Below are 15585 nucleotides of genomic sequence, written 5' to 3' on the forward strand. Positions count from 1 at the left end.
CAGCCACGCATGAGGGCAATCGGCAGGTGATCCCCTATTAATTGACCGCACTTTCATGCACCAACTCCCCTGTAAACGTACAGGCATTACCATGAAACGTCAGGCACCCCTCTTTCTCATCGACCTGAAGAAACCCTTCATCGTTGAACGTGAGAATGACCTTGCACGCCTTATGCCGCGCCAACGGGCTGTTGGTCACGAGGTCATAGTCCGGGTTGGGCACCGAGAGAACGCCGGTGTCGCCGTGGAACGTCATCCGCCCATCGACACCCCCCGAACAACCGCCTTCCACCATCGTACTGATCGAGGCATCGTAGTCTCCTCCGCCAACCGCTTTCAGTTTGACCGTTACATCGCCTCCATCGCCCGAGCCGAAGTAAGTGCCTTCACGGACTAAAGGATCCTCAGCTGCAACGATGCCGGAGCTCAGGGCCAGAAACGCACCTGCTAGAAAAAACCTGTTCATTACTTCTCCTTGGTAAAGCCGTCTCGAGGGCTGTTACTGTCCGTTCAACCACACGCCAAGGGTTTCGGGACGTCAATGATCGTCGGCGACGAGCGTTACAGAACCTGCTTTATGGCGCAAGCGTCCCGAGATGATCTGCGCCAAAGAGGCCACTCTAATCTGGCAACAGAACGCACCGACGAAGATCTAACTGCACGCCTTGCGAAAAGGCGCGTCAAACGTTGCCGATGTATGTCTGAGTCAGTGAGCTGATGCTGACCGTAGACTGTTTATTTTGTACGCCTCGCGCCCCTCAGCCTTCATCTTAGATAAAGCGTTGTCGAAAACGGACTGGAGGAGGGTGCGCACTTTTCGTCCAGACAAGCCCGCTCGGCCTTCCAGCGTCGTGTGTAGAGGAGTTCGTTCTTTTCAGCCGGTGAGTTCGGCAAGCCGAGAAAAGTGCGATAGCGTCTGAGGTACCGATCAACATACTCGTCCCTGTGTTGCCTTTTCGATCACGTGATTCTCAAGCACATAGTCCCATTGCAATGGCGTTAAGGCCCGATTCTGGGCCTCGCCAGTTAGATTCCCAATGAAATCCCGCTTATTTTTTACGAGTCTGAACGGGTTCAGGCTCACCAAGTTGTCTTCGCAAGAAACTCATAAAACTGCTACATACGGAGAAAGATTTGATTCATCGTTCCTTTGGAAGCCGCATACACCTGAACAGCATCAGCTTGGGCGTTTAAGCTACTAATCTGTTGAAAGTCTGCTCGCTGCCTACGTATGCGCGCAAGAATGAGCGCACGGCTCTGTAGCCTGCAGGTGAACACAGTGCAACCGGGAAACTTTCGATGTGTTAGCAGTCCGAACAACGCCGCTTGAACGCAAACCTAATGAAATCAGATAGATAGGTGATGGGGGGAAGCCTCATCAAATCGCGACCGTCACAAAGTCGGGATTTGGAAAGCGAACCATAACCAGACACACTATTGAACAAGTGGGCGATGTCAGATGTTCATGTGTCGGTCAAAGCGCCGTAATAGCTGGTTAGCAATCTATGAATGGGAATGGTTGTTCATCTATATGTGTTCATGAACCTTGTTCGTCCAGTACAACGGCAGCAGCGTCTGCTTGGAGATGGGCAACCTCGAATAGGAAGGAAAGGCATCGCCGTGGTTCACGAAGAGTCCCTAAATCGCTATGTCCGGCGCCTTGCTCAAATTGTGGAGCCGAATGTTCATAAATTGATGTTCATGAGAGACAGCTCTCTAGGGGCCGCCCCCTTTTTCGGACCGCTGCAGCGCGTTCAGATTCATGCTGGACCGACTCAGCTCACCCCGAGGTGATTGAACCCGCCTGCTCTTGATACCCTTTGCGCAGTTTCTCCGCGATCAGCTTTTCCGCTTCACGCAAAGCACGTTCAGGGCTGTCGAGGGACTTGATCAAGGTCTGCCCCTTGGTGCCGATACGGCCGAAATTCACCGTCACCTCCGCTTCCGCGACGCCGATACGCCAGAACTTGTTGGAGTTGCCTTCACCAAAGGTGAACTCACGCATCAGAGGTGACACCTCTGTGGTGACTGGCCGTTCGGCCTCGATCTCGACGGTGTCCGCTACCTGTTCCGGTTCTGGCAACGCAGGGGCCTCCTCGCCCCGCAGGAGCGTTTCGATGCGATTGAGTACGTCCTCCGGATCGCGCAGCCAGTCATGGCTAAGCACGTCGATGATCTTCCAGCCAAAACTGCGCAGTACCGTCGGGCGGAAGATGTAGCGCTCACGCACGTCAGTGGCCGATGCGGTGTCGCCGTCCAGCAGCACGCCGAGGCTGAAGTGTCCGCCACTGGCGTCACTGATCGCCAGGTCACAGCGGAACTGCGAACGCCCGACATATTCCTGGACCGAATGCCCGCGTTTGCGCAACGCAGCGGCTAGGGCGCTGCGCAGGTGGTCCTTGGGCAGGCTGACGGCAAAGGATTGCTTGGCGCCTGGATTGAGGTTGGCGAGGATACCTTGGGAGCGCGGCGCATCCCCAGTGGCACTGGCCTGGGCAAACTGCAGGAACGCACGCAGTGCAGCGGCACCATCGTTGTGGGTGTTGGTGATAGCCTCGGACTCAATGCTGGAGACGATCGCCATGCGCTTGCGGGCGCGACTGAAGATCACATTAAGGCGTTTTTCCCCACCACGCTGGTTGATTGGGCCAAAGTTCATCAGCATCTTGCCGTGCGGTCCTGGCGCGTAGCAGATGCTCAAGATGATCACATCACGCTCATCCCCCTGGACGTTCTCCAGGTTCTTGACGAACAGGCCATTGAATTGCCCGGCATCTTCACGCACGTATTCGCGCTCAAGCCTTGTAGCAAAGGCCGAGTCGCCGCTGGCCAGGTCTTCCAGAGCCTGCTCGATGGCGCCTTGCTGGGCCTCGGAAAAGGCCACGATACCTAGGCTCAAACCCGTCTCGCGTTGCAGCAGCTCACGTACCAGTTTAGCGATATAACCGGCTTCGGCCAGGTTGCTGCGGCTTAGGTAGACACCGTCGCTCATCTTCAAGAAGTTGATAGGGCTGTCGAGCAGAGTGTCGGCGCCCCGGTTGACTGCCTGGGCGTCCGTGGAGTCCAGCGGGGGTTGGGCCGGGGCAGGGCGCTCGATACGGCGGTCGGGAATGGTGATCAACCGCCCTTCATAGAACGCCGCGTTGGAAAAGCTGATCAAGGCTTCGTGACGACTGCGGTAGTGCCAGGCCAGGAGGGTTGCCGGCAAGTTTCGTGCGGCCTGGCTCAGCAGGCTGTCGGCATCAAGGTTGATTGCAATCTGTTCTCCATCCTCCATGGCAATCAGTTCGTTATCGTCCTGGTCGCCGGCGCTGGAGAAGAAGTTGGTCGGAGGTAATTGCATCTCATCACCGACCACAATCACTTGCTGTGCACGGCTCAGTGCAGGCACGGCTTCTTCGCTGGGGATCTGACTGGCTTCGTCGAAAATCACCACGTCAAACAGGTCCGGTGTCAACGGCAAAGTGTCGGACACCGACAGCGGGCTCATCAACCAGATGGGCTTGAGGTCGTTGATCACGCGGCCACTGTCGCCACTCGCCATTTCGCGAATGGAGCGATAGCGCATGGTCTTGCCCAGCTCATGTTCCAGCTCACGGCGGCCTTTGGCGTAGGCTTTCTTGAACTCACGGGCCTGGGCGTCGAGTTGAGTCACCGACATCGCCGATTGCTTCACATGCTCCAGAAAACGCTGGTGCAGCGTGGCGCTGAGTACGTGAGCGTTGCTTCTGAGCAGATTGCTTTCTGCCTGGCTGACCTGGCGCGCAGCCAAACTCAAGGCAGGGCCATCGAAGCGGGCCAACTGAGGATTGGCGCGGTACAGGCGGGTCAGGTTTTCCTGGGCAATCAAACCGTCCAGTGCACGTTGCGCCAAGGCGTACTGTTGCACGACCGCGAGGCAGACAGGATTGGCCTGGTGCAGCTCATTGAGCAGGGGCAGGGTATCGGGCAGTTCGTCGAGTTCTTCACGTAGATCGCGCAGGTATTCCGCCAACTCGCCCAGGCTTGGCGCGGGGTCGAACACACAATGTTGCGCGACCAGCTCGGCCAAGCGCGCCAACGGCTGACGCAGGCTGGCTTCCTGGCGCACGCCGGGCAGGGCATCCGGGTTACCCCGCAGGCTTTCGACCCACTGGCGCAACAGCGGTGATGCGCTGAGTTGCAGGAGCAGGGCTTGCAGGTTGTGCACGAACAGGTCGATGTCCGGGATGCCATAACGGCTTTGCAAGCGTTGCTGCTCGGCGTGCAATTGGGCCGTGGCGCGGTGCTCGCCCGCCAAGTTGTCGAGCACACTGCGCAAACTCGGGCGAATCGCGTGCTGGTTGAAGTCGTAGCGTCGTTGCAATTCACCGCGCAGCCGCCACCAGGCGGGTTGCAGCCAACGCAGCGGCGAGCTTTCCAGCCGCTGTACCAGCTCGAGGGCCGACTGGGTGTCCTGTGGCGCAAGTTTTTCACGCCAGTAGTGGGTGGATTCGCGGGCGTTGTGTTGCTGCACGGCCAGTACCTGCAACGCCGCTTGTTCGGCATGCAGTGCTTGAGAGCCTGATGAGCCTGGCTCCAGCAGATCGAGGTGCGCGGCCAGGTTGGCGCTGGTCAGTTGTTCGGCGGCCTGGGTCAGTATGCACGCATCTGCCAAGCGAGTGTTCCCGGACAGTAGGCTCGACGATGACTCCAGAAACAGTTCGACACTGTCCATCAACCCACTGGGTTCATCCAGGAATGACTTGAGTTGACCATAGGCATGTTCATGGGTAATCAGGCTTGAGGCCAAGCGACTGAAAGGATGCCGTGCGAAGCTGTCGAGGCCGAAACGTTCTTTGATCGCCTGATACACGCGGCCGGTCAGCTCGCTTTGGGCCTGCCAATGACGCCACTCGGGCAGACGCTCCAAGGCTTCGGGTGGCAGCTTGGCAACCACGGGCGGCAGCTCGATCAGATGACGCACCAGCTCGCGTACCGAGCATGCCAAAGGCTCCGACACCCCACGCATTGCCTGTTCAAACCGCTCTATCAAGCCCAACTGTTGGCTCAGGTCAGACAGTAACGTGTCGCGCCGTGATTGCAACTGCGACGACTGCGCATCACCGGCGATCCAGCGCTCATAGCACTCGCGCAAGTTGCCCACGAAGGCCTTCTTGTCGGTCTGGGAATCGTGGATCAGGCAGCACAACTCACCCAGTTCACTTTGTTGCAGGCGATGGAACACCACGTCCAGCGCTGCACGTTTTTCACAGACGAACAGCACTCGCAGGCCGCGACCGGCGTAGTCCGCGATCAGGTTAGTGATGGTCTGGGATTTACCGGTGCCTGGCGGTCCCTGAATGATGAAGTTACGCCCGGTACGGGCCAGGCTGACGGCAGCATTTTGTGTCGCATCGCCGGCCACCACGTTCCACTGCTCGGGCAGTGGGATAGGGTCGGGGGCCTGGACCTCGACGTCCCGAGGCTCGATGGAGAACATCCGGTCAAACGCTTCGTTCTGCGCCGGTTCGTCGATCAATTGCGCATAGTCACGCACCAGCGACATCTTGCGATAGTTGAAGTTGGCCAGGGTTACCTGGGTCAGGTCTATGTCCCAGGCGTAGCGATGCCCCTGGTTCTCGGGCAGGGCGAAGGTGCTGTTTTTGGCGCTGCTCGCAACCATCTGAGGATGTTGATTGCGCAGCACAGGTTTGGCGCCTACGGCCAGGCGCAGCGGCAATTCGCTGGGCAGGACCTTCTGCTGGAACCATTGCAGGCCCAGCGGACGGAAATCTTCGCGGTCGTAGCTGAAATCCGGTTTCACCAAAGGCGTCGACAGGCGCTGGCGGGCACGACGGCGCTGGAAGTGGTGCAGATGCTGCACGGCCTTCTGGTGGATCAGTTCGATTTGCGGTTTGCTTTGCAGGCGTAGCTCGACGCCGGGCTCGGTCAGTTTGATCTGGCGCGCAATATCGGCGTGGATGTCTTCCAGCGGAATCTTTTGCAAGTCGACGGTTTCCGGCAACTGGATATCGTAGAGCTGACGCAGTTGATGGCGCAGTACCGGGTTGAATTCGGCCTCGGTTTCGTCGCACTGCAACACGAACTGGTCACGCACGCCTTTCTTGCGACTCAACTCCACTGGAAGCCATAGCAGCGGGGTGACGATGCGTTCTTCCGGCGTGTCCTTGAGGTTGTGCCAGCGCATGAAGGCCACCACCAGGCGCAGGTTGCTGAAACCGAACTCGGCGCGGTCGCGGCGGGTTTCCTGGATGATGCGCTCCAGCGACGCCTGCAACCAAGTCTGGTCTTCAAAGCGCAGCCACTGTTGCAGGCCAACGGGTTTGCCGCTCAGCACTTGATCGGAGAATCCGCCGAAGGTCGGCTGCCAGGTGCACAGCGCTTCGGGCCGGATGCTTTCAATGCGCATCACCAACGGCACGCTAGCCACGGTCAAGTTGACGTTGGCCTGGGTCGGCCGGAAATACAGCAGGCGATTGCGCCGCGAAAGGTCAAACAAGCGGTTGCGCAGATGTTCCAGCACCACCGTACGCCGCGACGCCGGGCCTTCAGCCTCGGCCAACACACGCTCGACATCCAGGCTGGCCGGCTGTTCGCGCCAGGACTCCAGGCGCCGCGCCAGCGAGCCCACATCCGTGGCACGTTCGTGGCGGTTGAGCTCCGTCATCTCGACGATCAGGTTGGCCAGCACCGGGTTGAGCCGGCCGTTGAGCTGGAACAGGTTGCGGCGGTGCCGTGCAAACGTCTTGAGGTCATTGATATCGGCAAAATCCAACCCGCACGCCAGACACGCCAGCAACTGACCAAGCTGGAATATGTCGGTGATCTCATCGTGGTGCCCAAGGCGATGCTCCCAACTATGCAGGTCCGGAAGGAACACCGGGTGGTCGATAGCCTGATGCAGATCCTCCTGGACCTGCAGGTCGGTAATGGCCACGCCACTTTCCGAATCCCGGGTCAGGCGGACTTTGCCGACGACGTTCAGCGCCGATTCCGGATTGGGCTGCACCTGCTTGATCGCTTCCAGCGCCAGCTGCGGCGGCACACCCTCAGGATTACGCAGTTGCAGCGTGCGTTCCGGCCCTTGCAGCACATCGAGATAACCGAGCTGGGCGACACGTCCCACTTCGTGAAGTTGTGCCACTTGACGTAGCAATGGCAGCGCCAGGAACAACACATCGTCGATGGGCACGGCGGCGCCATCGTGGCCCTGCAGTAATTGAGTGAACGTGACGGGTTGGGTTACTGGGTCCATGTGTCGACCTCCGCTTTGAGCGCGCGAACGAGAGGGTCGAGCTCACGTTTGGGTAATTTGATATCGCGCTTGAGCACGCTGATAAAGTCATCGGCGCTGCCGAGTTTCTTCGCGGTGCGCGCAGCATGCAGCAGAGCCTCATCCCGCAAGTCGCGGTCCACTAGGCTCAGGTCGAGCATGATGAAGTGCAGGTATTCATGGATGCTGGTGTCGATGCGCTCGGCATTCAACGTCGTCAAGTCGAGTGGCGTTTCGTTGTCTTTCCAGTCAGGGAAAAAAACGCGTACCTGATTGAGCACAACCTCTGATTGCAACACCGGGGAGCCGATGAAATGGGCCATAAAGCCGCGGGTGAGGGCGGTCAACTCGACCTGGTCAGTCACATCCAAGCGATTGAGTGACAAGGGCCCGCGCAACCGGCGATCCAGCCAGCTATCCGTCTCCGGGAATTGCTGCCACCAGCTGTCCACCGCCTGGGAGCGCAAAAACGTCTCCGGATGGGAAACACCCTGGGACACCTGCGCATCCTTGCCATCCAGCTCGCGGGCCTGCTTCAAGTAACTGGCCGCATCGACGCTCACAATGCCGGTGTGAATCTTGACCAGTGAGGTAATCGACGTCTCCGCCCCATTGGCCACCAGTGCCGCACCGCGGTCGGCATAGATTTCAGTGTACAGGCTATATAAGCGTGCAGTCTGTTCCAGGCTGGGCGGCGTATTCACGTCGGCCATGGCGTGATTGAGAATCCGCTCGGCGGTGAGAAAGTCGCCACCGTGCTCCGACCACAGCCGGTAATGAGCCAGCTCATGCCCGAGCAATGCCAGCAGTTCCTGAGCGTCCAAGCGCTCAAGAACCGGCCCATAAAACACCACATGCACTTCATCGGCCAGGTAGTACAGGCTCGCGTTCATCGCACCGTCGCCAGCCTGGTAAAGGGTGGCGGGTGCCTTGATCTGCAAACACTGCAATGCGGTATCACAAGCCTGATAGGCCTGCGGATGGGTCTCGGGACTCAAGCGATAAGTGTCACGCAGCAATTGCGCACGTACATCCTGGGCGTGTTCCTGCTGAACGCCCAAGGACGAGGCCCATGCCCACACGGCAGGTTCATGGGCTTTCAAGTAATCGACCACACGCTGGTGGTAAGGCAATGGCGTCAGGCTGCTGATATCCAGCGCGGGGGTACTCATCGTGTTCAAACGTCCTTGAGAGGATACGGCTCCATACACTGCGTGGGCAGCAGAGACTGGGCTGGCATCCCGGTATCAGTGATCGGCAATAAACGCGGAGCATACCTATGGGGTGGGGAAAATACTTGTGAAAGTACATGTTTCCGCTCAGTGAAAAACCGATCAGCCTCGCAAAGCCGCGCGGGGGGGGGGGGCGTCAGGGATACCCAAGAGTGATGGCTCTAGGCTATTATTCAGTTTTCGGATGATCAGGAAGGGAATCGCATGAACGCCGCAGCACAGTTTTGCAAGGAAGATATATTAGCGTAGTTCCCTGGTATTGAGGCCAGATACACGCTTGAAGGCGACAAGGCAATCGGCGAAGTTAGCGGCTTTGGTGCTGTTTGGCGTGCGCACGATAACTGGATTGGTTCGACGGTCGCCATTAAATTCAGTGAACATAATCTCTCGGATGAAGTTCGACTCTGCCGTGAAATTGATGGGGAGACCGCTCGGGTATTTGATTTCTATAAGGGTGTAAATGGCTGGGAGGCTTACACCATGGAACACCTTGAGGCGCCTTGGTCAACGCTCTCAAGTTTAATTAGTAAGCGTCGATATAAAAAATCAGACATACAGTTTTATTTTGAGTGCTTCGAAGTGCTCCGCGCGATTCTACATGGCCTGAGCTCCATGCATGGCAAACCCTACCAACGGGGCACTCGTGTAATTCACGCGGATATCAAGCCAGCTAATCTGTTTCTTTTTAATAAGAAAAAACAGCGGCCGCACTCTGTGTTTACGATGCCGGCCTATGTCGACATGATAAAACTTATAGATTTGGGGGTGAGCACTTATAAAGGCGGCGTGCCGCGTGGGTATACCCCGGCCTATCGCCCCCCTCAAATGCAGTCCGTTGGACCAGGCTTTGATCTTTATGCAGTGGCAATCACATTTGCGGAACTGCTGACGAAACAGTTGCCAGCACATGAAGACTTGCTGAATCCCGCGGCCATTCGCAAAGTAATCGCCATTCGGTCGTCCGGCTCATTCTGCATTGATGAACTGGCGGTAGAGATGATAAAGCGCTGTAAGAATGCAGCGACTCAATCCACTCATACGGCCAACAAGCTGATCGAATATCTAGACTCGAAACTGTTTGATCGCGAACACCTTAGTCTAATGTGCTTGCGAAAACTCGTGAAATCTGAAATCGCATCGGGCACCAAGGCCGAGTTGGCCGCTGCAATCTACCCTGAGATAGCCAAGTATTGGGGGTGGAAAAACACCTCTCCAAAACGGAGGACGCTGTCTGAGGAGTTTGTTACCACGATGGTTGATGACGGGCTCATCAAAAAAAGTCCCGCGCCCAAGCGGTTTGTTGTAGCAACAGGAGCGACATAGGCTCACCGCACGAACATGCAGCTTTCCAACATAGCCGCCTTTAGGGCGGCCTTTTACATTGCCGGATGCTAGCATTCAACAGCGGGGGGGTAAGGGCGGTAGTAGTTGACCTGAAGAGAACCTGCACTGAAACAGTTTCATCGATAGCCACCTCGAGAGAGTAGACGTCAAATACTAACTCCTCGAATCAGTGGAGTACCAAGAAGTAATGCTACTTATTTTGAAAAATATACAAATTTCAATCAGATCAATATGTTGGACATCCTATCTAGATTTAAGTTGATAAATATTCTGATACGATAAGAGCGGAGCCCAGTAATATTATTCGTCTGTGAGAAGTAATAATCCTAATTCGGGATGAGAGTTCGAGCTGTAACCAGCCGGTGAAGTCACCTACCTGATCCCAGCCATGAGGGGCGATGTTCTCCACTTTAAAAAAACGTGGACACCATCATCCTTATCATCAGGATCGCCATGCACCGACAAAGCTCTTATTCCAAATCTTTAAAATCCAGGTCGTTCAGGAATACCTGCAACTTGGCGTCTCGATCGCCAGCGTAGCCTTACAGCACGGCATCAACGCCAACCTGGTTCGCAAATGGATAGCTGTTTATCGAGATCATCAGGTACCGGTTTTACCCGCTTCTCGTTCACAAATTGAATCGCCTGCAAGCGCAGAAAAGCACAGCGCTGCAAGCTGCATTTATTCCGTTACCCGTGCCGCTGACCACGGCAAAACCCCAAGTATCATCATCGAACATTTGCGTTGAAATACAGCACCCGCACTGGACCTTCAACGCGGACTGGCTCACTGACAATGCTGCTGCCTACGCGACCTTTCTTCGAGGCCTCCTTCGAGGGCTCGCATCAACGAATCTGGCCACAATCGCCTGAAGCCATTTCGTCAGATACCAGTACAATATTTTTAGGATCCGAAATTATCAGATGGAGCAGCACGTATGCCAACGATCGACTTCACCTATATTCGCAGCGCTCCAAAGAGCAAGAATGATAGTTTTGAAGCCTTATCTGTGCAGCTCTTTCGCTTCAGTTGCGATGCTCCTGAGGGTTCAAGCTTCTACAGCCTTCGAGGTGATGGCGGAGACGGTGGTGTTGAGGCGTATTTCCGTGCACCAAATGGGGAGGTGTTGGGAGTACAGGCAAAGTATTTTTTCCAGCTTGGCGCCAAAGAGCTGGGACAAATAACAAAATCGGTCACAGCGGCCCGCCTGAACCATCCAGCTCTTTCTGAGTACTGGATCTATATCTCGTTCGATCTAACCGGGCGAGTCGCGGGAGGCGCGCGCGGGCAGGGTGAGGTTGAGCGATTTGAGAGTTGGAAAAAGGAGCTAGAACAGCTTACCGAAACTGAAGGTCAGCGCGTCAAAATTACTTTGTGTAGCGCTACAGTAATGCGTGAACAGCTCCAGCGTTTGGATACGCATGGAGGGGTTCGTCGTTACTGGTTTGACGATTCTGTACTTACACCGATTCAGGTTCAGCAGTGCCTTGACCATGCTCGTGAGTTTGCTGGTCCGCGGTATATGGGTCAATTAGACGTAGTGACCGATGCCCATGACATCTTGGATTTCTTCGGTGGTACTGCTGATTTTTCAAACTGGCGACGCCAGACATTTTCCCCAATCCTAAGCGAGCTGCGATCACTGCGGGGACGCACGAACGATGTTTTCGATCAGTTCAACAAGGACAAAAAAGCAGAGGCAGAACGCTTGCTTGGACAATTGTCGTCACAGCTAGCTGAGGTTCAGCAGGTCGAGAAACCGCAGCAGTCTGTCACCCAGGCGTTGAAAACTGTTATTCAGCTACAACCCATTTTGCTCACAGCAAAGGAGGGTCAAGAGGCGGCGTTTGCTCAGCAGTATGGTCTCGAAAGTGATACCCCGAGTTTTCGGCAATTCAATGCCGAGTACATGTGCGCTTTTCCCGCCGGAGCTATGGACGCGGCGAGAGAGCTCTTCCAGCTTAATCAATCCATGGAAAAGATTCTGACCTGTCCCCAAATGAGCGTTTCAGAGGGCAACTCGTTGCTTCTCGTCGGACCTGCGGGGGTCGGAAAAACCCACGCAATAGTCAGTGCGTCCTATCGGCGTTTCGCAGAAGGTGGTCTATCTCTCGTGGTGTTTGGAGACGATTTTGATGGTGGCGAGCCTTGGGAAACCATTCGAAGCAAGCTTGGCTTTGGTGCTCAAATTGGGCGTGATGATCTGCTCCAGTGTTTGAGCACTTCCGCCGAGCACGCAGGCCTACCGTTCGTAATATTCATTGATGCATTAAATGAAAGTCGAGCTGCTGCCCGGTGGAAGGCAAAGCTTCCCGAACTGATCCAGCAGTGTAAACCATACCCCGGAGTAAAAATTTGCGTATCTGCTCGTGATACTTATAAAGACTTGGTTACTGATTCCAGATTTCCAGGCTATGCATTTGAACACCGAGGTTTTAACGGACAAGGAGTCGAAGCACTCCAAGCGTTCGCTGATTTTTATGGGCTTGATTCAGAAATCACTCCTCTTTTTTCGGAGGAGTTGAGTAATCCGTTATTCCTTCATTTGGCATGCAAAACTTTGCAGGAGGAGGGGAGTAAAACCCTCGATGTATCCTTGCCAGGTTTTTCTGCCTTACTCGAGCGGCACCTCAAATATAGCAACGCCGCTGTCAAAGAACGACTGGGCTATTCAAGTCCGAAAAATTTGGTCCGCCAATCGATGCTGAGTCTGGCGCAAAGGCTCACGAGTGCATCAGCAAGTGATCGGCTTTGGGAATCCTGCGCCGCAGGCCTTCGTGACGTAGTGGGTCCGGAACTCACGCCTGAAGTATTCATTCGAGAGCTTCAGCGTGAAGGTCTAGTCATACTCACTGAAGGAACCGATGACACTTGGACGGTTAGGCTTGGATACGAGCGATATGGCGACGTCCTTCGAGCCATTGCACTGGTAGATGGTCACACACATGAGTCTGGTGAACTCGATGTGAAAAGATTAGGCGCGAGCTTGGCCTCGCTTCTGCCTGAGGACAGAAGTTTGTTGGAAGTACTCGCGGCGGTACTTCCCGAGAAAACGGGAGTTGAAATCGTAAATCCCAATATTGGATTAGAGACGGAGCTTGCCAACCGACTGTTCGTCCACGGATTAGCTTGGCGCTCTAGCAAGAGCTTCGAAAATAACGGCCTAGAAGATGAAATCTTTGCTGCACTGAAGGTGCCGGGACTTTGGGAGGACTTATACGAAGTCTTTGTAAAAGTCAGTTTGGTGCCTAACCACCGTCTTAACGCAGAGCTATGGCTGGACAACTTCTTGACTCGCCAGCCTTTGGTAAATAGGGATGTTTACCTATCACGTGCAGCGTTCAAGTCATACGACAATAATGGCGCGGTCAAGTCCCTGCTGAATGCCTCTCTGACCGCTGACATTATGCGATGGCCAAGTGAAAGCCGACGATTAGCTACCGTTGTTCTTGGGTGGCTGACGTCTTGTGCGGACCGTCGCGTTCGCGATCAAACATCGAAAGGACTGGTGCGTTTGATGGTGGCTGATTCTCAGCTCGCAGCTGGATTTGCAAGAAATTTCTTGGCGTCCGATGATGATTACATTCTTGAGAGTGTTGCGGAGGCCATATATAGCGCGTGTCTGATCGCACGCGCGCAGCGTCACGCATTCATTCCAGCCCTTCGGGTACTGGTCTCTCGCGGATACGACCGAGCCAATGTGATCATTCGGGATTCGATTCGGATGCTCGCGGAGTTACTCAAAGATTACGGTATCGATGAGTCACTAAGAGATCGGTTGGGGCGCTTTCCGAGTAAAAGTCCAGTCATACAAGCATGGCCGACGCTCGTGGATGCCAAGCCACTTCTCGATCTGGAGCATCTTCCCTCGGATATGAAGCTATGGGGCTCAAACATCGGGCCTGATTTTTGGCGGTATCAGGTGGAGGGCAAGGTCTCAGGGTTTGATCTGAAGGCTGCTTCCGTAACGAAGGAAAACATTGCCAGCTGGATTATGGTCGAGACCTTGGAGCTCGGTTTTCCTGGCTACAAGAAAGGAGCACTGAGTTACGACCGAGCCTTGAACAGTGAGTTTGGCTCCGGCCGGGCGCGAGCGGGTTACGCCGAACGGCTTGGCAAAAAATACTACTGGATCTCACTCCATCGACTCCTCGGGGTCCTTTCAGATCACGTTCCGCCGTGTACGTCATATCAAGGCACTGTGCCTGGGCCAGAGCATTACTGGTCAGTGGATGTACGAAAGCGTGATTTAACCGATATGAGAGATGTAATTTCTGAGAGATCCTATCCAGACAGCATACTACGTCGGCGCGAGTACGCTTTTCCTTCCCATGAAAGGGATGTCAAAACATGGGTTAAGACCGATGATTTCGCGACGCACGAAACCCGCTTGTCTTGCACAGATGCCAATGGTGTCGTGTGGATTGCTCTGCAGCGTAATGAAGCCGCCAATGATCTGGGTGAGGATGATGCGTGGACAACGCCGTATCTTTCATTTGATGTTTTCTACACGTCAGTACTAGCTGATGAAGAGGGTTTTGGTACGAGATCCTACGATCGCATCGACCGTGCTTTTTCTGATCATGCGAGCTGTTACCGAAGCTTTTTAGGGGAGTACCCGGACGGCGCTGCTTTCAATCAATTCGTAGAGGAAGGCACGACCAATACTCATTGTGACGAGATGGTACGCACAATGGTGACATTGAGTAGGGGTGGCGAATGGGAGTATGAGTTTACATCTGAGACTGATCGACCAAGCCTGGATGTGCCGTGCCAAGATCTTGTTAAGACACTGGATCTCATTTGGGATCAGCAACGTGGGTGGCTGGATGAGACATGTTCTCTCATCGCTTTCACCTCCGGTCCCTATCGCAACAATGCGTTGTTTATACGCAAAGAGGCTCTGGATACATTCTTGGAAAAGACAGGGAAAAGCCTGCTTTATAGGAGATTCGCGAATCGCGGCTTTATTGACCAGCTAGGGGACGCTGGCTCACAAGTCGACTTTCGAACCTACCTTAAATACGTCCCAAAGGATGGCTTCGTGGTTATGCACGAAGAGTCGGAACTGTTCGAGTGATGTCTCATTTGTTAGCGTTGTCCCTACGGCAAAGGAACAGCGTTCTTGTGGCATGGGCGCGAGCTTAAAAAGGTTAGAAGTGGTGTCCACATGAGTAATTGCATGGACTTGACCAGTCGTTTGCATCGGATTTGACCAGTGCGCTGGCTGACCCTGACCGTCGGAAATCGGCCATTAGCTGCCGCTCATGCCCCAATAAATAGTCAGTGCAGGGAGCAACGCTCACCAGCAGAGATGAGCCCAGGATTCGTTATGACCGCTGCCGTACATGATTAGGGAAAGGGATCGCTAGTGGAGGCTGATTGCTAGCAGGTACAAGAAGCGATAGCGAGCACTGTAAAGGTGAAAGGGTTATGGCAATATGACTCCATGCGTCGTTGAGAAATGCCTCATGGTGGCGTACACAAAGGACGTGAAATGACATTGCTGGCAGCCCATGTCACCTGGCTTGAGCACAATGGCACCTATACCTCAGCGTGTGGGCGCTCAATCCCAGTTTATCGATTCAACCATAACGCATTAGATATTTCTATAATGTCCGATTGGGCGAGACATTTTAGAAGTCACTACTGTAGCGACCAAGAATTACGATACTTAAAAAACCCCACAAAGACTAACTCTGAATACCTGATCACCGAAAAATTCCCCAGCGAATCTATTGCGCCAGGCCCGA

At 54.8% G+C, this 15585-nt stretch carries 6 protein-coding genes; 3 read left to right on the plus strand and 3 right to left on the minus strand.

Translation table 11 applies throughout. The annotated features are described in order from the left end of the window. Positions 1–37: 37 nt before the first annotated feature. The 3 genes from ABRP31_RS13860 to ABRP31_RS13870 all read right to left on the minus strand — a co-directional run bounded on the left by ABRP31_RS13860 (position 38) and on the right by ABRP31_RS13870 (position 8427). On the minus strand, positions 38–466 hold the full coding sequence (locus tag ABRP31_RS13860) for a hypothetical protein (protein ID WP_349970006.1): 429 nt from the start codon (positions 464–466) through the stop codon (positions 38–40). A 1314-nt stretch (positions 467–1780) separates the two neighbouring features. After that, positions 1781–7237 carry a WGR domain-containing protein gene (locus ABRP31_RS13865; protein WP_349970007.1) on the minus strand — a complete coding sequence of 1819 codons (5457 nt, stop codon included), beginning with the start codon at positions 7235–7237 and terminating at the stop codon, positions 1781–1783. Continuing rightward, a complete protein-coding gene (locus tag ABRP31_RS13870) occupies positions 7225–8427 on the minus strand; it encodes a M48 family metalloprotease (protein WP_349970008.1) in 1203 nt (400 codons plus the stop codon). Before ABRP31_RS13870 ends, ABRP31_RS13865 begins: the two co-directional genes overlap by 13 nt. A 354-nt stretch (positions 8428–8781) precedes the next feature. Here ABRP31_RS13870 and ABRP31_RS13875 point away from each other — a divergent pair, with 354 nt between their 5' ends. From ABRP31_RS13875 to ABRP31_RS13885, 3 genes are all read left to right on the plus strand, one after another. Continuing rightward, on the plus strand, positions 8782–9810 hold the full coding sequence (locus tag ABRP31_RS13875; protein WP_349970171.1) for a hypothetical protein: 1029 nt from the start codon (positions 8782–8784) through the stop codon (positions 9808–9810). A 419-nt stretch (positions 9811–10229) separates the two neighbouring features. Continuing rightward, positions 10230–10580 carry a transposase gene (locus ABRP31_RS13880; protein ID WP_349970009.1) on the plus strand — a complete coding sequence of 117 codons (351 nt, stop codon included), beginning with the start codon at positions 10230–10232 and terminating at the stop codon, positions 10578–10580. Between the two features lie 189 nt (positions 10581–10769). Then, complete coding sequence (locus tag ABRP31_RS13885) at positions 10770–14912, plus strand: ATP-binding protein (RefSeq protein ID WP_349970010.1); 4143 nt, start codon at positions 10770–10772, stop codon at positions 14910–14912. Positions 14913–15585: the final 673 nt, after the last annotated feature.

It is taken from the genome of Pseudomonas caspiana, from assembly GCF_040224095.2.
Taxonomy (GTDB): domain Bacteria; phylum Pseudomonadota; class Gammaproteobacteria; order Pseudomonadales; family Pseudomonadaceae; genus Aquipseudomonas; species Aquipseudomonas caspiana.